19 protein-coding genes and 1 tRNA gene are annotated in these 23,613 nt (G+C 34.0%); 16 read left to right on the top strand and 4 right to left on the bottom strand.

What is annotated here, in order from left to right:
• Nucleotides 1–123 precede the first annotated feature (123 nt).
• Nucleotides 124–843 carry a 16S rRNA (guanine(527)-N(7))-methyltransferase RsmG gene (gene rsmG / locus WMO14_RS12150; RefSeq protein WP_349153908.1) on the top strand — a complete coding sequence of 240 codons (720 nt, stop codon included), beginning with the start codon at nt 124–126 and terminating at the stop codon, nt 841–843.
• 428 nt (nt 844–1,271) lie between these two features.
• On the opposite strand, the gene WMO14_RS12155 is transcribed toward rsmG, so the two are convergent.
• Nucleotides 1,272–2,225: an alpha/beta fold hydrolase gene (locus WMO14_RS12155; RefSeq protein ID WP_055177354.1), complete on the bottom strand. Its 954-nt coding sequence runs from the start codon at nt 2,223–2,225 to the stop codon at nt 1,272–1,274.
• A gap of 205 nt (nt 2,226–2,430) precedes the next feature.
• Here WMO14_RS12155 and WMO14_RS12160 point away from each other — a divergent pair, with 205 nt between their 5' ends.
• The 11 genes from WMO14_RS12160 (at nt 2,431) to WMO14_RS12210 (ending at nt 14,483) form a co-directional block, all read left to right on the top strand.
• The gene (locus WMO14_RS12160; RefSeq protein WP_055177357.1) at nt 2,431–3,420 is read left to right on the top strand and encodes a histidine kinase; all 990 of its coding nucleotides are present in this window, start codon (nt 2,431–2,433) and stop codon (nt 3,418–3,420) included.
• 26 nt (nt 3,421–3,446) lie between these two features.
• The gene (locus WMO14_RS12165; RefSeq protein ID WP_055177360.1) at nt 3,447–4,091 is read left to right on the top strand and encodes a response regulator; all 645 of its coding nucleotides are present in this window, start codon (nt 3,447–3,449) and stop codon (nt 4,089–4,091) included.
• 743 nt (nt 4,092–4,834) lie between these two features.
• Nucleotides 4,835–5,614: a ParA family protein gene (locus tag WMO14_RS12170; RefSeq protein WP_055177364.1), complete on the top strand. Its 780-nt coding sequence runs from the start codon at nt 4,835–4,837 to the stop codon at nt 5,612–5,614.
• Between the two features lies 1 nt (nt 5,615).
• On the top strand, nt 5,616–6,548 hold the full coding sequence (locus tag WMO14_RS12175) for a ParB/RepB/Spo0J family partition protein (protein ID WP_055306997.1): 933 nt from the start codon (nt 5,616–5,618) through the stop codon (nt 6,546–6,548).
• A gap of 309 nt (nt 6,549–6,857) precedes the next feature.
• On the top strand, nt 6,858–7,406 hold the full coding sequence (locus WMO14_RS12180; RefSeq protein WP_090141296.1) for a DUF4446 family protein: 549 nt from the start codon (nt 6,858–6,860) through the stop codon (nt 7,404–7,406).
• 151 nt (nt 7,407–7,557) lie between these two features.
• Complete coding sequence (gene serS / locus WMO14_RS12185; protein WP_022501192.1) at nt 7,558–8,841, top strand: serine--tRNA ligase; 1,284 nt, start codon at nt 7,558–7,560, stop codon at nt 8,839–8,841.
• A 312-nt stretch (nt 8,842–9,153) separates the two neighbouring features.
• Nucleotides 9,154–10,551 (top strand): HD-GYP domain-containing protein, encoded by a 1,398-nt coding sequence (locus WMO14_RS12190; protein WP_055306995.1) that lies wholly within the window; start codon nt 9,154–9,156, stop codon nt 10,549–10,551.
• A 20-nt stretch (nt 10,552–10,571) separates the two neighbouring features.
• A complete protein-coding gene (locus WMO14_RS12195) occupies nt 10,572–11,498 on the top strand; it encodes a DUF3881 family protein (protein WP_022501194.1) in 927 nt (308 codons plus the stop codon).
• A 111-nt stretch (nt 11,499–11,609) separates the two neighbouring features.
• Nucleotides 11,610–11,681: transfer RNA gene (locus tag WMO14_RS12200), tRNA-Arg, on the top strand.
• Between the two features lie 333 nt (nt 11,682–12,014).
• Nucleotides 12,015–13,733: a HAMP domain-containing methyl-accepting chemotaxis protein gene (locus tag WMO14_RS12205; protein ID WP_349153909.1), complete on the top strand. Its 1,719-nt coding sequence runs from the start codon at nt 12,015–12,017 to the stop codon at nt 13,731–13,733.
• 126 nt (nt 13,734–13,859) lie between these two features.
• Nucleotides 13,860–14,483 (top strand): 5' nucleotidase, NT5C type, encoded by a 624-nt coding sequence (locus tag WMO14_RS12210; RefSeq protein WP_055177378.1) that lies wholly within the window; start codon nt 13,860–13,862, stop codon nt 14,481–14,483.
• An 84-nt stretch (nt 14,484–14,567) separates the two neighbouring features.
• Here the strand turns inward: WMO14_RS12210 and WMO14_RS12215 are convergent, their stop codons facing one another.
• Both WMO14_RS12215 and WMO14_RS12220 read right to left on the bottom strand, forming a co-directional pair.
• Nucleotides 14,568–15,908 carry a threonine/serine exporter family protein gene (locus WMO14_RS12215; RefSeq protein ID WP_055306994.1) on the bottom strand — a complete coding sequence of 447 codons (1,341 nt, stop codon included), beginning with the start codon at nt 15,906–15,908 and terminating at the stop codon, nt 14,568–14,570.
• On the bottom strand, nt 15,895–16,656 hold the full coding sequence (locus WMO14_RS12220; protein ID WP_055177384.1) for a DUF4866 domain-containing protein: 762 nt from the start codon (nt 16,654–16,656) through the stop codon (nt 15,895–15,897). Before WMO14_RS12220 ends, WMO14_RS12215 begins: the two co-directional genes overlap by 14 nt.
• 342 nt (nt 16,657–16,998) lie before the next feature.
• Here WMO14_RS12220 and WMO14_RS12225 point away from each other — a divergent pair, with 342 nt between their 5' ends.
• From WMO14_RS12225 to WMO14_RS12235, 3 genes are all read left to right on the top strand, one after another.
• Nucleotides 16,999–18,060, top strand: a complete 1,062-nt coding sequence (locus WMO14_RS12225; protein ID WP_349153910.1) for an FIST signal transduction protein — start codon at nt 16,999–17,001, stop codon at nt 18,058–18,060.
• Between the two features lie 87 nt (nt 18,061–18,147).
• Nucleotides 18,148–19,104 carry a methyl-accepting chemotaxis protein gene (locus WMO14_RS12230; protein WP_055177388.1) on the top strand — a complete coding sequence of 319 codons (957 nt, stop codon included), beginning with the start codon at nt 18,148–18,150 and terminating at the stop codon, nt 19,102–19,104.
• Between the two features lie 22 nt (nt 19,105–19,126).
• Entirely contained in the window at nt 19,127–20,101 is a 975-nt protein-coding gene (locus WMO14_RS12235; protein WP_022503131.1) for a 3'-5' exonuclease, read from the top strand.
• Nucleotides 20,102–20,284: 183 nt separating this feature from the next.
• On the opposite strand, the gene WMO14_RS12240 is transcribed toward WMO14_RS12235, so the two are convergent.
• Nucleotides 20,285–21,247, bottom strand: coding sequence for an MraY family glycosyltransferase (locus tag WMO14_RS12240; RefSeq protein WP_022503130.1), 963 nt, complete (start codon nt 21,245–21,247; stop codon nt 20,285–20,287).
• A gap of 234 nt (nt 21,248–21,481) precedes the next feature.
• On the opposite strand from WMO14_RS12240, the gene glgB reads away from it, so the two are divergent.
• Nucleotides 21,482–23,413 carry a 1,4-alpha-glucan branching protein GlgB gene (gene glgB / locus WMO14_RS12245; protein ID WP_022503129.1) on the top strand — a complete coding sequence of 644 codons (1,932 nt, stop codon included), beginning with the start codon at nt 21,482–21,484 and terminating at the stop codon, nt 23,411–23,413.
• Nucleotides 23,414–23,613: the final 200 nt, after the last annotated feature.

Genomic DNA, 23,613 nt, shown 5'->3' on the forward strand with positions numbered 1-23,613 from the left:
CCAGGGGTAAAAGGTCTAAAACTATATGGGCTTGCTCATAGTTGGTGCTTTTTCCCTCAACATCAATATATATGATGGAAATTATTATATAGTAAAAAATGTTAGTGTATTAGAGGAGAAATTATGCCAAGTGCTATATTTAAAAGAAATTTAGAAAGCATAAATGTAGAACTGTCGGATAAACAGCTTGAACAGCTTGATAAGTATTATGAAATTCTTGTTGAGTGGAATAGTTTTATGAATCTCACAGGAATTACAGAGTATGAGGAAGTTATGTTAAAGCATTACCTTGATAGTCTTGTGTTAAAGCTGCCTATAGATGGCGGTAACCTCAATATTAAGCTTATTGATGTGGGAACAGGGGCAGGATTTCCAGGACTTCCATTAAAGATAGCTTATCCTGATACAGAGGTTGTGCTATTTGATTCTCTTAATAAAAGAATTAAATTCCTTGATGAAGTTATCGCACAGTTAGGCTTAAAAGGAATAAGCACAGTTCACGGACGAGCTGAGGATGGTGGAAAGTCTAAAGAATTAAGAGAACAATTTGATGTCAGTGTATCAAGGGCAGTCGCTGATTTATCAGTGCTTGCAGAATATAATCTTCCATTTGTTAAGGTTGGTGGATATTTTGTTGCATACAAATCAGGTGAGATTGATGAGGAGCTTGAGAAGTCTAAGAAAGCTATATTAATACTTGGAGGGCAGATTGAGAAAGTTGACAAATTCAAATTGCCTGAAACGGATATTGAGAGGTCACTTGTATATATAAAGAAGGTTAAGAATACGCCTAAGAAATTCCCGAGAAAAGCGGGATTACCTGCTAAAGAGCCGATAGGGTGATTGAATTAAAATAATATTTTATTGTGGTAGTTTGTTATATAGAATAACGCATATGTCCGATTTATTCAAAGTACTGATTAAGTAATAAGTTGTAGAGATAAAATGTATTGTATGTCTGATTTATTCAATAACATATTATATATGAAATGTTATATATAAAATATTATATATGAAAATACCTGTTAAAACAGTTAGGTGTGTTAGAAATTAGTTCTAATGTATATTTCTGTTTTAGCAGGTATTTTTATATATCTATGGCAGAAATTATTTAAGTTACTTAAACATAAATTTCATTTTCTTGCCAAACATATCTACAATAGTAGAAATTATTTAGGTTACTTAAACCTAATTACCAAATCTACTTTTTATCTGATATCTACAATAGTAGAAATTATCTTAAATATCAAAAATAGGTGTCACGCACCAATTTACATATCCAGGAAAATATCAGCCTGTTTGGCAAATTCTACAGGTTGTTCTATCTGTGGAAGATTCTTGCTGTTCTTAATCTCAACAACTTCTATTGCAGGGTTAAGATAAAGATACTCTGATACAGAAGTATCCTTGCTGTTCTCGCCAGTTATTATATATATGCAGTTATCAATATCAGATACGGCTTTGGCAATTGAGGCAGTAGTAAAATTGCATTCTGTGCTTGCAAAAAGAAATTTGCTTGAAGCACCAGAAAGATGTGCATTTTCATAATAAGCATTAAGGTAATCAACAGGAACTATTCCGTTGTCGAATACATTTTTGGAAAGAATATTATTCAGGCGGTCTTTTCGCATACATATATTGTATATAGTAGTCCCAATTACAGGTATATCAAGAAGTCTGCGTCTTATGCCAGCACGTCTGCCAGGTACGGCTTTGGCTTTAGATACAGCCTTAGGACTTACAAGAATTATTTTATTATATAAATCTTTCTTGATATATACTGAACTTATGACCATAGGAGCGGAGTCGCCGGTTGCTATTATATCTGTCTTTTTGCCAATTACATTTGTTATAAAATCATTTAAAAGCTGTGTATACATATAAGTTGTATATGTTATCTGTGGTTTATCAGAATGTCCACAACCTAATAAATCAACAACATACAGATGATGTTTCTTGGATAAATAATGGACTGTATTATCCCATTCGTAGCCAGAGCTATAAGACTTCAAATCGTGAATTAAGAGGAGTGGAGGATTGTCGTAATTGCCATATGTGGAATATGCAATATTGCCAAATTTCCAGCTATAGGTGTGTTTAACAGTTTTGCCGGTATAATTATTAATTGTTGCTGATTCAAATATAAATTTATTAATAATGTGTGAGGTTGTTACAACGGCTGTTCCCATACCAACCGCAAGCCCCAGTTTCTGCCATTTATTCATATATTAATCTCCATTCATATTAATATTTTATGATATTATAATTATAATCCATATATAATTATGTGACAATATGCCTATTAAGGCAAATTAATGACCATTTAGGACTAGAATATTATATAAAAAGCTTTATTTTTAGTGACAAATAAGTTAAAATTTGTATAAAAGCTCGAAATTAACCGATTTAACTGATAGGCGGGTGTTACATATGTCAGAGAAGGCTGTTGAATATTTAAGTAAACAGATTGAAAATATAAATAATAAATTAAAAGAAATATCTGATGATATTCATTGCGTTGATATAGAGATTAATACTATTAATGATAAAATAACATTAATAGACAACAATACTGATAAGACAGAGGATATGTTTATATCATTTGGCAATGAGGTATTTGAGAGAAATCAGAATAAATTATTAAAGAGTAAAATTGATGATTTATTAAAACAAAAAGAGATATATCAAGAAAATTATAACCAATTATCCGTAAAAATGGAAGAAATGCAGGATGTTATCAACAATAATGATATTGAAACCATGGAAAATGTGGATAATAACAGTGATAGTACCAATATATTGTGGTTATTGGAGGCTGACAGAAAGAGAATATCAAGGGATATTCACGATACAGTCGTACAGAATTTGACAGCACTTATTCATAAACAGGAATTTGCTATTCAGATTGCTGATAGGGATTTGAATAGAGCTAAAATAGAAATGAATAATGTAAAGGGTATTGTCAAAGAAAGTATTAATGAGCTACGTAATATTATATACCAGTTAAGACCTATGGAACTTGATGACCTGGGATTTAACGAGGCATTAATGAATCTTCTTGATAAATTAGATGATAGTCATAAGGATATTATTATGCACTATACAATAGATTGCACAGATGATATATCGCACGTTGTGTGTATGTCAACTTTAAGGATAATTAATGAATTAACCAGTAACTCGTTTAAACACGCTGACTGCAATAATATATATATTGATATTGCAACAGATGATAATAAACTTACTATTAGTTATAAAGATGATGGATGTGGTTTCGATTTTGAACAGATTGGCAAGGTTAAATCTAATAATACAGGTTATGGAATAAGAATGCTTGTTGAAAGGGTTAATCTGCTAAGAGGTAGTATTAACTATAACAAAGATGAGAAAGAGTTTGTTATTAATATACCTTTGAAATAATAATTTTTGAGGAGAGAGAAAATAATATGTCTGTTAATATTTTACTTGCAGATGATCATAAGATGATTAGAGAAGGTTTGAAACAGCTTCTTGAAATGTATGATGATATTAAAGTTGTAGGAGAGGCTGGAGATGGATTTGAATGTCTTAATCTTGCAGATAAGACACATCCTGATGTAATACTTCTGGATATTAATATGCCTAATCTTGACGGACTTCAGGTGCTTAACATAATTAAAACTCAGAAAATGGATTGCAAGGTTATAGTTCTTACAATTCATAATGAAATTGAATATTTGATTAAGGCTATAGACTTTAATTGTGATGGGTATATACTTAAAGACTCAGATTTTGATACATTGAAAAATGCAATTATGACAGTATACGAAGGACAGACATACATAGAGCCAACACTTGTTCCATTACTAAATGTACGTTTGGCAGAGAGAGATTTGATGAAAGACAAATCAAAAGAACTTACAAGACGAGAAGTGGAAGTACTTAAAATGATTGCTTCTGGTTCATCAAATAAAGAAATAGCAAGTACATTAAGCATTAGTGAGAGAACTGTTAAAAATCACGTTTCTAATATATTTAAAAAGATTGATGTATCTGATAGAACGCAGGCGGCAGTGTTTGCAATTAAAAATGATATTATTAAGTTAAAGTGATAGATTGGTGCTGAATATAAAAGATAAGTGCTTATTATTTGTTGTTGGAGTTGAATTCATTAGTAACAATAATAATAATTATAGGATAACGTAATGAATTGAATATAGTAGATAGATTTAATTAATGGAGTGGGTGATATGTTTCACGTGAAACATATCACCTGCTTTTTGTTGTTTAGGTTGTGAAAGTATAAGCTATAAAATATAAAAGTATTGCTTGAAATATAGAATTTGAAAGTATTAGCTGCAAAAAATCAAGATGTAAAGTAGGGTGGAGAGTTATATTGAATGGTTATATAATATTGTATGTTGGTGAAAATAATAATGTAAACAATAATAAAATATGTAATATAATAAATAATAAATAAAAATATTTGTTAAATAAAATTCAAAAACTTTAATGGTATTCAAGAAAATGTATTCAAGAAAATATAGATTAAAAGTTAGATGCTTTCTATTTATAGATTATATTGTACCCTTTTATTGATTATAGTATGAATATTATAAAACAATATTAGTTGCATAATTAAAAATACATAAATTAGCAGATTATATTGAGGTAAATCTATTGAAAAAAATAGATTTGAGTATTAAACTATAGATATGTGACTATTAATTAAAATGAATGTTTTACATCAAAATGCTTATTGTGTTTCACGTGAAACATTTTACACTTGCATTTCACATATAATGAATACATATCAATTAATTATAAGCACTATATTATTAATCGGAGGCTGATTATGGGGAGAGTAATAGCAATTGCTAACCAGAAGGGTGGTGTTGGTAAGACAACAACGGCAATTAATTTAACAGCTTGCCTTGCAGAGGCAGGACAAAAAGTTTTACTTATAGATATTGACCCACAGGGTAACGCAACAAGTGGAGTTGGAGTGGATAAGAATGAAGCAGACAAAACTGTATATGATGTAATTCTTAGAGAGTGTGATATATCCGAGGCAATAATTAAAGATGTATATGATAATATGGACTTACTTCCATCTAATATGAATTTAGCTGGAGCAGAGATTGACCTTATAGATGTTGAAGATAGAGAATATGTACTTAAAGAAGAAGTTGCAAAGATAAGAAGAAATTACGATTATATAATAATGGACTGTCCTCCATCTTTAAGTATGCTAACAGTAAATGCAATGACAGCTGCAGATACAGTGTTAGTACCAATACAATGCGAATACTATGCACTTGAAGGTTTGTCACAGTTAATCTATACAATTAATCTTGCTAAGAAAAAGTTAAATAAAAATCTTGAATTAGAAGGTGTTGTGTTTACAATGTATGACTCAAGAACTAATCTTTCATTGCAGGTTGTTGAAAATGTCAAGGATAATCTTAAACAGAATATATACAAGACAATTATTCCTAGAAATATAAGATTAGCAGAAGCTCCAAGTTATGGACAGCCAATAAATATATATGATACAAGATCAACAGGTGCAGAAAGTTATAGATTATTGGCACAGGAAGTTATGGAAAGAGATAAAGAAATAAAGGAGAAATAATATGCCAACAAAGTCAACTGGAACTAAAAGTTCTGCCAAAAGAAGTAAGACAAGTGGATTGGGAAGGGGGATTTCTAATTTAATACCAGAAGCACCTACAGAAGAAAATGTAGTTGTTAAAGAGGTAGTCAAAGAAGTTGTAAAGGAAGTACCAGCAGAAACTAAAGTGAAATTATCTTTGATAGAGCCTAATAAAGATCAGCCAAGAAAAGCATTTGATGAAGATGCGTTGATTGAATTATCAGAATCGATAAAACAGTACGGTGTATTACAGCCATTATTAGTTCAGAAGAAAGATAATTACTATGAGATTATAGCAGGTGAGAGAAGATGGAGAGCTGCTAAGCTTGCAGGTGTTAAGGAAGTACCAGTAATTATTAAAGACTATTCTTCACAGGAGATAGTGGAAATTGCTCTTATTGAAAATATTCAGAGAGAAGATCTTAACCCAATTGAAGAAGCTAAAGCATATCAAAGACTTATTAAAGATTATAGACTTAAACAAGATGAGGTTGCAGAAAAGGTTTCTAAGTCAAGAGCTGCAATTACTAACTCATTAAGATTATTAAAGCTTGATGAGAGAGTCCAGGATATGGTGATTGAAGGTAAAATCAGCAGCGGACACGCAAGAACAATTATAACAATCGAAGATAAAGATAAGCAGTATATGATTGCTCAGAAAATATTTGACGAGAAGTTAAGTGTGAGAGATGTAGAAAAATTAATGAAAGCACTTGAAGCACCAGAGAAACCAGAAAAGAAAGCTCCGAAGAATGATTTTGTCTATAGAGATTTAGAGCAGAAGATGAAGGCAATTATGGGAACTCAGGTTGTAATCAAGAATAAGAATAACAATAAAGGAAAAATAGAAATAGAATATTACTCTCAGGCAGAATTAGAGAGAATATACGAATTATTGCAGAAGATTAACTAAATAATACTTTCAAATATAATGAGCACAGAGTGCTCATCTTAAAAGTTCCTTGCGGAACTTTATATGTGCTGGAAAGCAGCACGAAAATTAAGAAATAATGAGCACAGAGTGCTCATCTTAAAAGTTCCTTGCGGAACTTTATATGTGCTGGAAAGCAGCACGAAAATTAAGAAATAATGATCACAGAGTGTTCATCTTAAAAGTTCCTTGCGGAACTTCATATGTGCTGGAAGGCAGCACGATATTTAAGATATAATACAAATATATTAAATATTAAAACGATAAATAATTAACGAAAGGAATAAAACAATGTTAGATGTATTTGGATTGTTTAGCGTACCAACATTATATGTGCTTATTGGAATAATCGTATTATTGATAGTGGCAATTATTCTTTCTATTGTAGCCATTGCGAAGTCATCGGCAATGAAGAAGAAGTACAACATTATGATGGAAGGCTCAGAAGGAAAGAGTATCGAGAAAATAATTAAAGAGTATACTGACGATGTGAAACTTTTAAAAGAAACATATGAGAACAATACAAAATCAATCAAAGATATATATGATAAGATGCAGTATACATTTCAGAAGGTTGGAATTGTTAAGTATGATGCTTTTCATGAAATGGGCGGTAAATTAAGTTTTGCAATATGTATGCTTGATAAAAATGATAATGGCTGTCTTGTTAATGTAATGCACAGCAATAACGGCTGTTTTGCGTATATTAAAGAGATTATTAATGGTGAGTCATTTATTGAATTAGGTGATGAGGAAGCCAATGCGTTAAAGCAGGCAGTTGCTGGAAGAATGGGTGATGTTGAGCTTAGCAGAGAAGTCAACGATATAGTTAATAATTAAAATGATGAAAATAATAATGGCAATACTAGAATAATAACGAATATAATAAAGTACATTAAAAGATACATAAATAAATATATAAAATGCTGGAAAATATATATAAAAAGGTGCATAATTAAAAGAGTATCAAATTCGTTATATGGAGGAAAAAATGTTAGATTTAAAATTTGTAAGAGAAAATCCAGATATTGTTAAACAGAATATAAAGAATAAATTTCAGGATAGAAAGTTACCTTTAGTTGATGAAGTTATTGAACTTGATGCACAGGCTCGTGCTACAAAGACAGAAGCTGATGAGTTAAGAGCTAACAGAAACAAGCTTTCTAAGCAGATTGGTGCTTTAATGGCACAGGGCAAGAAGGAAGAAGCTGAGGCTGTTAAGGCTCAGGTTAATACTGATGCTGACAGATTAAAGGAACTAGAAGCAAAAGAAACAGAACTTAATGAAAAAGTTACTAAGATTATGATGACAATTCCTAACATTATTGATCCATCAGTACCAATAGGTAAAGATGACAGTGAAAATGTAGAGATTGAAAAGTTCGGTGAACCAGTAGTTCCAGATTTTGAAATACCTTATCATACAGAGATTATGCAGAAGTTTAATGGTATTGACCTTGATGCGGCTGGAAAGGTTGCAGGTAATGGTTTCTATTATCTTATGGGCGATATTGCAAGACTTCACTCAGCAGTAATTTCTTATGCAAGAGATTTTATGATTGACAGAGGTTTCACATATTGTATTCCTCCATATATGATAAGAAGTAATGTTGTTACAGGCGTTATGAGCTTTGATGAAATGGATGCAATGATGTACAAGATTGAAGGCGAAGACCTTTACCTTATAGGTACAAGTGAACATTCAATGATTGGTAAATTTATTGATACAATTACACCAGAGGAAGAGCTTCCAAAGACACTTACAAGCTATTCACCTTGTTTCAGAAAAGAAAAAGGTGCTCATGGTATTGAAGAGAGAGGTGTATATAGAATTCATCAGTTTGAGAAGCAGGAAATGATCGTTGTATGTAAGCCAGAAGACAGCAAAATGTGGTTTGATAAGTTATGGCAGAATACAGTTGATATGTTCCGTTCCCTTGATATACCGGTTAGAACACTTGAATGTTGTTCAGGTGATTTAGCTGATCTTAAGGTTAAGTCAATTGACGTAGAAGCTTGGTCACCAAGACAGAAGAAGTATTTCGAAGTTGGTTCATGCTCTAACTTAGGTGATGCTCAGGCAAGAAGATTAAAGATAAGAGTACAGGGTCCAGACAAGAACAAGTATTTTGCACACACATTGAATAACACTTGTGTTGCACCTCCAAGAATGTTAATCGCATTCCTTGAGAACAATCTTCAGGCTGATGGAAGCGTTAGAATTCCAAAGGCACTCCAGCCATATATGGGTGGAAAGACAGAACTTAGCAAGTAATTAAATATTAAGAAACAAAATATAATTTAACAAGAGATATAGTCTGACAAGACATTTGATTTAATAACATATTTGGTTTCACAAGGTATTTAATTTAATAAGTTAATTAGTTAAACACATTTAACATAATTGTTATCCTGCGTTGATGATGAATTATATGTACTGGAAAGTATGATATAGGTGCATATAATTTGTCGTCAATACAGGATATTTTTAATTGTTATATATTATTTGATATATAGATTAATTTGTGTTATCTTTATAATATTAGATGTTTATTATGATAGTTTAGATGCTGGAAATGGAGTATGTATGAAACAGGTTAAGGTAAAAAATCTTAAGGGAAATGAGATAACAGCCCTTCCTATAGTGACAGATAGTGGCACAGTACTTATACATGCAGATGTTGTATTGAATTCAGAATTGATTAACAGAATTAGGAATTTGGGAATACAAAGTCTAAGCATTAAAGAATATCCTGATGAAATAATTGACCCTGGTGAATATGGTCATATAATTATTGGAACAGATGATAAGCTGGGTGAAGACGATGACATTTATTCTGATAATAGTAATGGCACAGGGATAGATAATGATAATAATTACAATAAAGAAATAGAAAATGTAAGCGAAGATGGCATCAGTAACACCGATAATAATGGTGGTGAAAGTGATTATTATCAAGATAAAAGCAATAATAAAAATGACAGCGATAATGTGAATAATGACAGCCATAATGCAGAGAACTTACACGATAATGAATTGAATAAATCGGACATAGATAGTAATGAATCCAATAGCAAAGCTAAATCGCATAGTGGTAATAGTTATTACAGACATATCTATAAAGTTGAAGAAACGACTAATAATTCGAGGAAAGTTGTTAAAAATGTCCTTGAGAAACACATTTACAAGCATAATCAGGATTTGAAAATATTAGGTTTAGAGGCTGAACGAATTATTGAATCTGTGCTTTCAGAGCCAGAGGTTATTAACAATATAACAGAGATAAGAAATTTATCAACAGATATGTATACACACTGTATCAACGTGTGTTCATTATCTACAATTATGGCGTTAAGACTTAAAATGAGTGATAAGCAGGTTAAAAATGTATCCATGGGAGCGATGCTTCACGACATAGGTTTAAGATACATTAAGACACCATATATGAACACCAATGAAACATATATGAATACTAAAGATGCAATAGAATATAAGAAGCATACTATATTTGGGTATAGTTCTGTTCAGGACGAGGATTGGATACCGGATATAGCTAAAGAAATAATACTTTTACATCACGAAAGAATAGACGGCAAGGGATATCCATTTTCTCATAAAGGAGATAAACTGAAAATGGAAGTTAAGCTTGTATCTTTATGCGATGATTTTGACAGTCTTATAAGTGGTGTGGGTAATCCTAAGCTCAAGATATATGAGGCTATTGAGTATATTAAAGCTAATCAGGGATTGAAATATGATGCAACAATAGCAGAGAAGCTTCTTGAAACAGTAGCAGTATATCCTGTTGGAATTAAGGTTATTACAAGTGAGGGTGAAACGGGCATTGTTGTAAGGCAGAATAAGAAGTTTACTGACAGACCGGTAATTAAAATGTTAAAACATTCAGATGGATCTTTATATGAAGATGAGGTGGAAAAAGATCTTATGGAGTATCTTACACTGTTTATTGTAGATACTGAGTAATACAGGAATGAAGGATTGTTATGAATTTATATATAAAGGCTATAGGATTTGAGCAGGTGGATTCGGACTTTGAAGAGCAGATGATACACGCAGGTATTCTGGACAGTTTGGAGAAGGGGCTTGTTATAAAGAATAATGAGCTTAACCGTGGTGCGGTCATAGTAAGAATAAGCGAGTCTACAGGTTTGTACATATACGGAAGATTTAAAGATAAAGAATTCATATATGAATATTATTTTCCATTTGTTATTGGAAGAACAAGATGTGATAATGATGAGATTACAATAGAAAGACATCTGGATAAGGAATCCTATGCAGTTGTATGTGATGAGTCAAAGACAGGTGTTACCCTTATATTTTATCTGCAAAATGTAATGGATTATCTGGATTACATTTGTGATGAAAAAGGTCTTAACCAGAAAGATTACGATATAGATTCGAGAAGCTATGTATATAAAATTCCAATAAAGAATAAAATGGTAAGCCTTACGGCATTGTCACTTGGCGGAATAATTATGCTTCCAACAAGAAATAATAAGTCAGATTCTGTCAGAATGAAGAAGGAGAAGGACGACAGACAAAGACTTATACAGGCGGCTAAGAAGGGTGACGAGTCGGCAATAGAGAGCCTGACAATAGAAGATATAGATACATACAATGAGCTTTCACACAGAATTGTAAAGGAAGATGTATTTTCAATAGTTGATTCTTCATTTATGCCTTGTGGTGTTGAGTGCGACCAGTATCAGGTAGTCGGCGAGATACTTGAGTTGTCTGAGGAGATTAATCATTACACCAAAGAGAAAATATATATAATGGTTATCGAATGTAATGATCTTAATATGACTGTTGCCATTAACCAGGCTCATCTGCTTGGAGAACCCGCTGTTGGCAGGAGATTTAAGGGGCAGATATGGCTGCAGGGAAGTGTTAAGTTTAATAATTAAAATATTTGCCTGAAATGGACAGATGTGATATAATTAAATAAGTGGCGTTAAGCTCACATAATAAAAATGGTTACCGTAGCCTGAAGGCTGAAAAGCCCTGATACGGAGCTTGTTCTCTTAGTTAAATGGATATAACGAGCGCCTCCTAAGCGCTAGTTGTGGGTTCGATTCCCGCAGGGAACATTAATTTCTTGCAACAATGATTGTGAAAATTCATTGTTGCATTTTTTATTTTATGGTGATTGTGAGCACCATAAAAATATATAAATGAGTAGTTGGAACACCGAAAAAATAAAAGGGGGCACAGGGAACTAAATCCATTCTTAAAAAAATCATACAAAAACTACATCAATAAGTATAAATTTCTATTGCATTTAAAATTGAATTGTGATAGTTTTATTAATGTCAGATGGACAATAATTATGAGACTGGGTATATGAGGTTTTTACCCGGTTTTTTGTAATGTGATTCAGAAAAATTTATTAAACAAATAAAAACAAAAGAAAGGGAAATTATATGGCAAAGTTAAGAAAATGGATAGGTAATTTAAAAGTTTCAGCGAAATTGCAGGTATACCGGATGGCGGTATTAGTGATGACAGCTTTTTTTGTATTGGTGGCACTTGTATCAACATTAGTGATTCGTTCGACTATACATAGTATTACGGAAGTGTGGTCTCCTTCACTTGAGTGTCTGCAGGAATTACAAACAATAACTGCTAAATATAGAATCAAACAGTATCAGCATCTTGTAGAAACAGATACAGCAGCTATGGCAGCCTGTGAAAAAGAAACTAATGATATGGAGAATCAGATAAAGGATATATCTTCTAAGTTAGAGAAAATAATTAATTCAAATAAGAAAGCACAGGTAGGTAAAGCTGATTATGAAAAGGCAAGCTCTGCATGGGAGGATTACAGGTCAGCCTCAGATAAAATATATAAGCTTAGTAGAGAAGGCAAACAGGCTGATGCTGCTAATCTTATGATTGGAAGCGTGTATGAAAGTAATAAGGAATTTGTAGAAAAGTTAAATTCAGTACGCGATGATTTTCAGGCGGAATTAGATACGGCAAAAGTAATTGCTAATATATGTACAATAATTATTTTTATTGTCATTATCATAACAGGATTAGCGATTGCAGTGATTGCAACAATTATAGGAAAGATAATATCAGACTCAATTACAGAACCAGTACGTCAGATTGATGAGGCAGTTGCCAGCCTTAGAAAGGGTGAGCTGTCTAACGTGGATATGCTTACATATGAATCTGATGATGAGTTTGGTGAAACAATTACAAAGCTTAAGGAAGCTATGAATATACTTTCAGATTATGTAAGCGAGATTTCACGGGAGGTTAAATTCATAGCACAGGGTGATTTAACAAGAAATGGTGATGATATTACACCGTTTCTGGGTGATTTTTCAGAATTAAAGGATTCGCTTCTGTATATTTTAAAGCGTTTTAACAGTACATTGTCAGAGATAAGCAGTATTGCAGAACAGGTTACACATAATGCGAAAGAAGTAGAAAGTGCATCTAAGTCGTTAGCAGATGGTGCAACAGAGCAGGCAGGAGTTATCCAGGAACTGAATGCAACGATAGATACAGTTGTTGACCTTGCAGTGGATACAGCAAGTGAAACAAAGAACGCATCTGAACGTGTAAAGGCTTCTGCAAACAAAGCAAACGAAGAAAAAGAAAAAATGAATGTTTTACTGACAGAGATGGAACATATTACAGAAATATCCAAGGAAATAGGTAATATTATTACCGATATTGAAGATATTGCTTCCCAGACTAATCTGTTAGCACTTAATGCTTCTATTGAAGCTGCAAGGGCAGGTGAAGCAGGAAAGGGATTTGCGGTAGTTGCAGACCAGATTGGAAAGCTTGCAGCAGATAGTGCTAATTCAGCGGTTAATACAAGAGAATTAATTGATAAGACTTTAGTTGAAATTCAAAAAGGAAATGAAATTACAATAACAACAGCAGAAGCTTTTAACCAGATTATTTCAGATATGAATTCTTTTGCAGAAATGGCACAGAACACAATGGAGAAAGCTAACACTCAGGCAGAGTCATTAGAACAGATTGGACAGGGAATAGAACAGCTTTCAGGTGTGGTACAGGGTACTGCAGCATCTTCAGAAGAGAATACAGCAATAAGTATTAACCTCGCAGAGGGTGCAGATAAGATGAATGAACGCGTGAAAAGATTCAAGTTATTCTAAAAAGTATAGCTGGCTGCATGAGGGAATCTCTTTCTGACAATCAGAGAATATATCATCTGGTAGAAAAACATAATTAACTGAAGGAGATGAAGATGACGGTAAGTGCAGATGAAAGGAAAAATACTAATGAAAGTATATATAGATTTTGATGATGTATTATGTGAAACAGCAAAACATTTTACAAAACTTGCAAAAGAGTTATTCGGAATTGATGTGCCTTACCGTGAAGTGCAGTTTTTTAATCTGAAAAAGACTTTTGATTTGAGTGATGAACAGTATGAAGAGATGATGATAGCAGGGCATCTGCCAGAGAATCTGTTAAATTATGAGGAAACTACAGGGGCAGCAGATACTATTAATAAATGGGTTGATGAAGGCCACGAAATCTATATTATCACGGGAAGACCTTTTAATTCGTATGAGCCATCACGAAAATGGCTTGATGAACACAATCTTAAAAGAGTTCCATTATACTGTGTTGATAAATATGGTCGTGAAACCAGTAAACAGGACTATGCATATAATATGACTTTAGAGCAGCTTTATAATATGACATTTGATTTTGCAATAGAGGATTCGCCGTCAGCTTTTGAGCACGTTATGCATTTTGATAATTGTAAGGTGGCAGTGTTTAACCGCCCTTGGAACATACACGAAGAACTTCCTGATGACAGATTTGTGAGGTGCGAAGGGTGGAAAGAGATTGACAGGTTATTTGAGGAATATTTTAAGCAACAGACGGATAATTAATAATATGATAACAGCCACCAGTATAATAATATGTTTACCTGACAGGAGCATATTACAATAAAGCTGGCGGCTGTTATTATATTATTATGTACAATAACGGAAGGTGCGGTCAGTTATAATTCTTGCAAATATAAGTCCAAGTGGAAGTGCTATTATTATCATAACTGCGGAGGTGAACCACGAAACCGCTTCTGTCAGTGACATAATTCCAAAGTTATATATTGCACGGTACAGGTAAAGTCCAGGAACCATAATAACAATGGAAGGCACGGTTAATGATATACGTGGATAACCATTATATTTTTTTATAAATGAAGCAAGCAGTCCAGCAGTTACAGCTCCGATAAATGCGGCAGCGGCAGCAGGTATTGCAGTAAAGTCAACAAGTTCAAGACGGAGTGTGTTGGCAATAGCACCAATAACAGCAGTGGTTGCCGCCATTGGAATAGAGCTGTTAAACATAATTGAAAATCCAAATACACCGCAGAAGCTTGCAATTAATCTTAAAATAAGATGAGTTATATTGCCAATATTCAGGCTGGAGAATTCCTCAGGTTGTAAATGAAGAATTAATGCCATAATCCACGCAAATACAGTTGCCACAAGAACTATGATTGCTGAATAAGTAAGTCTTTCAATACCTGAACGAATGTCAAGCTTGGCAAGGTCAATTCCACTTGTAATAAATGGAAATCCGGGTATTATAAAGAGCATAGAGCATATATATCCGGCTTCGTGTACTGACGGTATGTTAAACAGCAGAATGGCAAGTTTAAGCAGTATTGCATATATAAGACACGAAGCTGATATAGAAGCAGCTATATTTAAAAACAAAGTAAAATGGTGTTTAATAAGCTTGGTTCTTATCAGATTACCTGCACCGGCGGCGATAAAAGCGAAAAGCATTTCAATAGGTCCGCCACCAAGAAGAAATGTGAACGCACAGCACGCAAGAGCGGCGGCAAGTCCAAGCTTGACCGGTGAATACAGGGTATGTATCTGTTCAATTTCATCAAGACGTTTATGAATTATTTCACCGGTAAGATGAGCTTCTTCGTTTGGAAAGTTATCGACAAACTGCTCCATACGGTAAAGCTTTGATGTGTTGACACCTGTATTAGCTATGCTGAGTGACTGGGATACGCAGTCATTTCCATCAAAACAGTTAAATTCAATAGACATAAGTCCAACATCAACAGTACAGGTTACGCCAAGCTCCTTGGAAAGTCTGTTCATAGATGTACGCACACGCCACGCACCAGTACCACACGAGAGCATAATCAAGCCGACACGTCCGATAACAGAAGCCTTTTCGATAAGGTCAGCATCGGAAATCAGTGCATTGCTGTCAGCATTGGTATAGTCGTGCCAAGGTATCTCCATATGATTTTTTTCCATAATATCTATATAATTAGTCTTTGGCATATATAATCTCCTCAGCTTTCTTAACGTGATTTTCAAGATTTTTCAAAAAGATAGAATTAGGAAGGAATATTCCCAACTCATCAAAATGCTTGTTATTATCTATATATGAGTCCTGACCATAGAAGATATACGCCATAGGAAGATTTTTCTCAAGTTCAAGCATAAGGTCCCATACAGCACTGTAGGCTTCGGCTTCAGTTTCTTTAAGTTTTACTGTGTCAGGAAGCTCACGGATAAGCAGTATGCCTGTATTTTCTTCAATAATCTGCTGTTCAATAATAGATGGGTCATCGCCATATATATGACTGTATCTGTAGGCTTTGGCAAGAAAGATATTCTTATTATTATGAAGATTTTGGTAAATGTTATAAAAATGCTGATAGTCTTTTTCGTGAACAGTATTCTTATATTCTGGTAAGAGAATACCATTATCGTCAGTCATAATAATTGGATTTTGTTTTCCGTCAGCATTGAAGCGATATGGAATAAGAAAAGAATTTCTCAGTAAGTCAAACAGTGTGTTCTGGCTTATAGCCATAAGAAATGCAGATAAATCCTTGTTAGTGTAGCAGTTAAATAATGCCTCGGTAAATTGTAGTGGCGAAAGATCAGTACCAGAATCGTCATTGCAAAATAAATTATCACAGAATGTCTGAAAAAGCTTGTTATATGCCCACTTATCGCTTAAGATTTTATCAAATAAAACCTCAGCTTTTTCTTCTCGTGGAAATATTGTTTTTTCTATCATAAATATCCGACCTTTCTTATATTTTTATTTCGACAGTTATTATACTATCGAATCGGCAATAAGTGAAAAATATAAATAATATAATTGCCATAACATTATGGTATAACGAGCACAAAAGTGCTCATCTTAAAAGTTCCTTGCGGAACTTTATATGTGCTGAAAACCGCACAAAATTATGGCATAATGAAAAAATATCGGGGAAGTCTAAGCTGACAAAGGAGAATGGTATATGTTTGCAGGAGTGTAATTCGTAAGTCTTAAAATCAAGATAGTTGAATTCTTAAATAAGCTGTACTATAATTACGCTAAAATATTATCAAAATTATTTGAAAGGTGAACAACGTGAAACAGATATACAGAGTAGATAAGAGTGGTAATCTCGCACAGGCTATAAGTGAGATTACTGCACCAAAATTATTATTATTGATGTCTAATAATGAGCAGTTTGAGCAGCATGTAGAAGAGCTGGAAAGACATTTTCCAGGTGTTCCAAGCATTGGCTGTATTGGAGGAAGCTACGGAGGACAGACGGTTGTAGCTGATAATGGCGTAGCAGTTATTGCTATGGAGGGGAATTTAAGTGTAGTGACTAATGTACTTGAGCAGGCTTCGACTATGCCTGTAAAGTATATTGGGAGACTTGAGGAAGATATTAATAAGGTTGCCGCATCACAGAATAATACAATATGTATTGACTTTTGTTCAGGTAATGATGCGTGTGTGCTTACTACAATCTACAGTGTTCTTGGAAAGAAGCATATATCACTTGTAGGTGGAACTGGTGATGGAGGAAAAGTATCAGTTAATGGAAAGATCTATGCTGATGCTGATGTATATGCACTTATTCGTAATAATGATGGTAAGATTAAGGTTTATAAGGAGAATATATATAAGCAGGTTCCAGCTTGTCGTTTTATTGCATCTAAGACTGACCGCAGTAAGTATCTTATAGGAGAGCTTAATGGAAGACCAGCCAGAAAAGTATATCAGGATATATTAAATATTGGTGATAAGGAGATGGCGACACAGACATTTAAGAATCCGTTAGGTAAGATGAATGGTCAGGATATATGTATAATATCTATTAAAGAAGTTGTTGGCGATAAACTTGAGTGTTATCGTCAGGTTAATGATTCTGATGTTCTTACATTACTCGAATTACAGGATATATCCCATGTTGTTGAAAATACTATTAATCAGATAAAGAAAGATTTTACACACATATCAGGTGTATTTTCTATTAATTGTGTATTAAGATATTTACTCTTCTCACAGGAGCATTATTTTGAAACATATCTTAAGTCTATGTCCGTATTAGGAGACCACGCTGGTCTTATAGGTTATGGGGAGCATTACAACCAGCAGTTTGTTAACCAGACAATGACTTGTGTAGTATTTGAATAAATGTTACTGTTTAAAGTCCATTTTGCAAATGAAGTAAATTTAATACTCATAAAATGACAGCAAATATCAAAAAGAGGAGGAGATTATATGTTTGGCAGAAAATTAAAAACACAGAAAGAAAATGTTATATCGGCACAAGAAGAAACTTTAGATATGCACCCAGTCATACACGTTGCAGACAGTATTATTGAATATCAGAAACAGCTTGCAGAGAGGGAAGTAGAATCACTTGATGAGATGGCAGATATACAGAAAGCATTTGTGCTTGCAACTAAAGAGAATGAAAGATTAAAAGACCAGGTACAGGAATTATCATCTGTATTTGCTGATGTAGGTCAGATTGCAACAAGCTTTGACGGTGTAAAAAATGAAATTGTTGACTCTGTAGGAGAGGCACAGAAAAAGGTAGATGAATTAAAGAATAGTTCAAAAGAAGTAAGCAGGAGTTTTGATGAGATAAAGAGTGCATTTGCAGGTGTTCAGGTATCTGTACAGCAGATTAAAGATTGTATGCAGCAGATTATAGCAATTGCGAATCAGACTAATATGCTTGCACTCAATGCTTCTATTGAGGCGGCAAGAGCAGGAGAGCAGGGAAGGGGCTTTGCGGTTGTTGCCAACGAGGTCAAGAACCTTGCAGAGGAGATAAAGACACTTGTAAGCACAGTTGAGGGAAGTATCTCTGAGGTAGAAAGGGGTACAACACAGCTTAATAATAATATTGAGGAATCACAGTCAGTATTTGGAAAGAATGTTGAAGATGCAGATGCAGCATATGGAGTATTTGAACAGATTATAAAAGCAGCAGATGCAGCTAAGGAGGTTCAGGAGGAGATAGGCGAGGTTACACAGTCTTCTGAAAAAAGACTTTCAGATGTTAAAGACTGCTTTGATGACCAGGAACAGCAGTTACAGAAGGTGCTTGCACATATTGAGCGTGCCAACGACTTAGGAACAACCAAGAGTTCTATGTTTGAGGATATGAATAACCTTGTATCCCAGCTTGCTCCTATTGCCAAAGATATACAAAATAAATATCAATAATTTACTGTGAAGGGAATTGGTTATGAATTATATAGTGTTAGACCTTGAATGGAATCAGAGCTACAGAGGAAAAGAATATTCTATAGAAGAAATGCCATTTGAGATTATACAGATAGGAGCTGTAAAGCTTGATGAACATAAGAATATAACCGGACGGTGGGAAAGAATAATCAGACCTGTAGAATATGTTAAACTTCACGGTAAAGTATCAGAAATGCTTGAAATTACTGAAGATGAACTCAAAATGGGAGATGATTTTGCAAGTGCGGCGAAAGAATTTCTTGAATGGTGTGGTGATGACTATGAATTTATAACCTGGGGAAGTTCAGATCTTACAGAGTTTCAAAGGAATATGAAGCATTTCGGGGTTGAGAACAATTTTCCATTTCCATTTATGTATTATGATCTGCAGAAGTTATACAGCAAGGTATACTCAGACGGCAAGACAAGAAGAAGTCTTAAGATGGCTATTGAGGAGCTTGGTTTCAGCGAGGATGCAGAGTATCATTCAGCAATTAATGATGCTGTATACACGGCAAGGATATTCCAGCAGATGGATTTTGACAGCGTAAAGGTGTATGAGAGCATTGACACATACAGAATACCTAAAGATAGAAAAACTGAGATATATGCCAACTTTGGGACATATGAGAAATATATTTCAAGAGGTTTTAAGACAAGGGATAATGCAGCTGATGACAGGGTTGCAAGGTCGTGCAGGTGTTATATATGTGGCAGGTCTATGAAAAGACTTATAAAATGGTTTGCGACAACTTCAAAGACATATTATTCAGTATTTGTGTGTGAAGAGCATGGCACATTTAAGGGAAAGCTTAAGGTTAAACATAATGATAACGGATTGTATTATGATGTAAGAATTGTTAAGCAGACAGATGAAAAAGGGGTTGATAAGATAATAGACAAGCAGGTTAAGGAACGCGAACACAGAAGACGTAAGAGATTGGAAGAACACAAAAGAAAGAAATTACTTAAATAATATTCTATTATGTCTGCCGTGTAAAATAACTAATTAAATATAAATAAAAAAGGCAGTAATCTTAATTATATATAATGCTTTGAAGGAAAGGATATTTCTGGGAATTATATATAATTAAGATTACTGCCTTTTTGAATATGACAGGATATCTGTTGAATGAAATTGCTGCATCAACAGATGCTGCTATATAACTGCATATATTATAGCTGCCGCAATAACAAGCTGTATTATTGCAAATCTGAATACGACCTGTGCATCAGACCAGCTCTTGTTCTTTCTCATATGGTCGTGGATAGGTGTTCTTATATTCTGCATAATCTTTATATGAAGAAATCTCATAAATGAAACCTTAATAAGACCAAGTCCGCCATCAATTATAAGAACTATGGCAAGTGGAATGTAAAGCAGAGGGCTGTGTAACTTAAGAAAAGCAAATGCTATAAATATTCCTATTGCCCTTGAGCCTGCATCGCCCATAAGCAGCTTGCTAGGTGATGCGTTAAACCACAGATAACCAAGAATACATACTACCATAATAAGTATTGTGTGGCGGAATGAGCTTTCAATGTCAAATATCATAAATAATACATAGGCAGATGAAAGTGTAATTGCCGAAAGAGTTCCACATAAGCCGTCAACACCATCTGAGCAGTTAGTTACATTTATGCTGACCCATATTAATATAACGATGAGAACACCGTATATGATTGGGTTAAGTGTAACTGTAAGCTTAAAGAGTGATATGTCAAATGTGTTAGGATTATAGTGGAGATATGTAACTGCCGCCATAACCGCAATTACGAAATCTATAATACCTTTTTTAAGCTCGCCCCAAGGTGATGACGAAGCATCATCAAGGTAACCTGAGAGCATTGCTGCAAGTACAAGTATAAGATAAATGATTATCTCAGAACTTAAATTGACAAATATCATACAGGTTATTGTAAATACGAGGATAAATATAATTCCTGCTCCTCTTGGCTTGCCGACTGACTTTGAGCCATTAATTGCGTAAGCTCTGCCGCCATCACGGGGAAGGATATTTTTACCCATATATATAGCAAGGCACGTTATTGCAAATGCAAATATTATGCTGGCAAAAGTCACAACATTAATATAATTCGGACTTATCAGATAATAAATCATAATTATGAATTCTCCTTTGATTATTAATAGTTTTATGATAAATTCCTATAATTATGATGTCAAGTGAAAGATAGAAGTAATTAATTGGATTATCAAAATATATGAGAAATTTTATTATAAAAATGACCAATTGTCAAAAAATTAATAGTATTTAATTTAATGTTATGATAAAATAATGTTAATACAAAAGTATATGCGAAGTAATATTATTAATGTGGAAGGGCGGAGTAATATATGGCTGTGACAATTAATTATGAACAGATAAGAATAACTGAGTTAGACTCATATCTTTTTGGACAGGGAACACACTACGAGATATATAATAAAATGGGTGCACATATAGCGAAGAAAGATGGAAAGCCCGGAGTATATTTTGCGGTATGGGCACCAGCGGCGAAGGACGTGTACGTCATAGGTGAATTTAATGACTGGAAAGCCTATGGCTATGATATGAAGAAGATTTCAGATGGTGGAATATATGAGTTATTTATAGAGGGTGCTAAGGCTGGACAGATGTATAAGTACCTTATTATTTCACAGAGTGGTGAGGCTATTTACAAGGCTGACCCATATGCCAATGCGGCACAGTTAAGGCCAGAGACAGCATCAATTATTACTGACCTTAATGGATTTAAGTGGACAGACAGCGTATGGGTTGAACGTAAGAAGAAAGAGAACCATTTAAAGTCAGCAATGTCTATATATGAATGTCATCTTGGTTCGTGGAAGAAGCAGGAAGATGGTACAGAGGACGGTTATATGAATTACCGTGATATAGCACCAGACCTTGCCAAGTATGTATCAGATATGGGATATACACATATAGAGCTTATGGGAATTGCAGAGTATCCATATGACGGCTCGTGGGGTTATCAGGTTACAGGATATTATGCACCAACAGCAAGATACGGAAGTCCTAAGGATTTTATGTATTTTGTGGATTATATGCACAGCAAGAATATTGGTGTAATACTTGACTGGGTACCAGCACATTTTCCAAAAGATGCACATGGGCTTGCGAACTTTGACGGAAGCTGTGTATATGAATATGCAGATCCAAGAAAGGGCGAACACCCTGATTGGGGAACTAAGGTATTTGATTACAGCAAGAATGAGGTATCGAATTTCCTTATTGCCAATGGAATGTTCTGGGTTGATAAGTTCCATATTGATGGCTTAAGAGTAGATGCAGTTGCTTCTATGCTTTATCTTGACTACGGAAGGACAGAAGGCAACTGGGTTCCTAACCAGTATGGCGGTAATGGTAATCTTGAAGCTATGAGTTTCCTTAAGCATTTTAATAGTATGATGAGAAAGAGATTTCCACAGGCTGTTACAATTGCAGAAGAGTCTACAGCATGGCCAATGGTAAGTGGTGACCCTGATAACGGAGAATGTCTTGGATTTACATTCAAGTGGAATATGGGCTGGATGCACGATTTTCTTGAATATATGAAGCTTGACCCTTATTTTAGAAAGTTTAATCATGGTAAGATGACATTTTCTCTTATGTATGCTTACAGCGAGAATTTTATACTTGTATTATCGCACGATGAAGTTGTTCACCTGAAATGTTCTATGTTAGGCAAGATGCCTGGTGACAGAGAGGACAAGTTCGCTAATCTTAAGCTTGCATATGCTTATATGTGTGGACATCCGGGCAAGAAGCTTTTATTTATGGGACAGGAATTCGGACAGTGGAACGAGTGGAGTGAGAAGCGTTCTCTTGACTGGTATCTTCTTGAGGATGAGAGCCACAAGGAATTAAAGGATTTTACAAGTGCGTGCCTTAAGCTTAATAAGAATTACAGATGTTTATATGAAACTGATTATAATTCAGAAGGCTTTAGATGGATTAATGCCAATGACAAGGACAACAGTGTATTCTCATTTATAAGAATAAGTCCGGATAAGAAGAAGCATTTGTTATTCGTTCTTAATTTCACACCTGTTGAAAGACCAAGTCATAGAATTGGAGTGCCAATTAAGGGCAAATATAAGCTTGTATTAGGTGATGATATGAAGAACCAGCAGAAGATAATTGCAAGTAAGAAGGGTGAGTGTGATGGCTATGGTGAGTCACTTCTTGTGGATTTACATAGGTATGGAATAGCTGTGTATGAGTTCAATGGTGATGTGGAAGCACACAAGCCTACAATAATATAATAATAATATAAGAGATATATAAGAGCAGTTTAAATAGCAGTCTGATATATAAGTCAGATATCAGGTTGGCAGGATTTAAGTGAAGCAGGTATATGGTATTGATGTAATTATTAATGTGGTTGATTACATTTATGCTGTAATCTGCTTCATTTTGCTTATTTTTTTGGTGGAAGTAACCGAAATATAATACAGGTTATTTT

Source organism: Lachnospira rogosae (ex Hitch et al. 2025), from assembly GCF_040096455.1.
GTDB classification, from domain to species: domain Bacteria; phylum Bacillota; class Clostridia; order Lachnospirales; family Lachnospiraceae; genus Lachnospira; species Lachnospira rogosae.

Coding starts and splice junctions, on each gene's coding strand:
- WMO14_RS12230 (WP_055177388.1), top strand. CDS start 18,148: ATGTTTGGCAGAAAATTAAAAACACAGAAAGAAAATGTTATATCGGCA.
- WMO14_RS12195 (WP_022501194.1), top strand. CDS start 10,572: ATGAATTTATATATAAAGGCTATAGGATTTGAGCAGGTGGATTCGGAC.
- WMO14_RS12165 (WP_055177360.1), top strand. CDS start 3,447: ATGTCTGTTAATATTTTACTTGCAGATGATCATAAGATGATTAGAGAA.
- WMO14_RS12205 (WP_349153909.1), top strand. CDS start 12,015: ATGGCAAAGTTAAGAAAATGGATAGGTAATTTAAAAGTTTCAGCGAAA.
- WMO14_RS12190 (WP_055306995.1), top strand. CDS start 9,154: ATGAAACAGGTTAAGGTAAAAAATCTTAAGGGAAATGAGATAACAGCC.
- serS (WP_022501192.1), top strand. CDS start 7,558: ATGTTAGATTTAAAATTTGTAAGAGAAAATCCAGATATTGTTAAACAG.
- WMO14_RS12220 (WP_055177384.1), bottom strand. CDS start 16,656: ATGATAGAAAAAACAATATTTCCACGAGAAGAAAAAGCTGAGGTTTTA.
- glgB (WP_022503129.1), top strand. CDS start 21,482: ATGGCTGTGACAATTAATTATGAACAGATAAGAATAACTGAGTTAGAC.
- WMO14_RS12235 (WP_022503131.1), top strand. CDS start 19,127: ATGAATTATATAGTGTTAGACCTTGAATGGAATCAGAGCTACAGAGGA.
- WMO14_RS12170 (WP_055177364.1), top strand. CDS start 4,835: ATGGGGAGAGTAATAGCAATTGCTAACCAGAAGGGTGGTGTTGGTAAG.
- WMO14_RS12175 (WP_055306997.1), top strand. CDS start 5,616: ATGCCAACAAAGTCAACTGGAACTAAAAGTTCTGCCAAAAGAAGTAAG.
- WMO14_RS12215 (WP_055306994.1), bottom strand. CDS start 15,908: ATGCCAAAGACTAATTATATAGATATTATGGAAAAAAATCATATGGAG.
- WMO14_RS12160 (WP_055177357.1), top strand. CDS start 2,431: ATGTCAGAGAAGGCTGTTGAATATTTAAGTAAACAGATTGAAAATATA.
- WMO14_RS12180 (WP_090141296.1), top strand. CDS start 6,858: ATGTTAGATGTATTTGGATTGTTTAGCGTACCAACATTATATGTGCTT.
- WMO14_RS12155 (WP_055177354.1), bottom strand. CDS start 2,225: ATGAATAAATGGCAGAAACTGGGGCTTGCGGTTGGTATGGGAACAGCC.
- WMO14_RS12210 (WP_055177378.1), top strand. CDS start 13,860: ATGAAAGTATATATAGATTTTGATGATGTATTATGTGAAACAGCAAAA.
- rsmG (WP_349153908.1), top strand. CDS start 124: ATGCCAAGTGCTATATTTAAAAGAAATTTAGAAAGCATAAATGTAGAA.
- WMO14_RS12240 (WP_022503130.1), bottom strand. CDS start 21,247: ATGATTTATTATCTGATAAGTCCGAATTATATTAATGTTGTGACTTTT.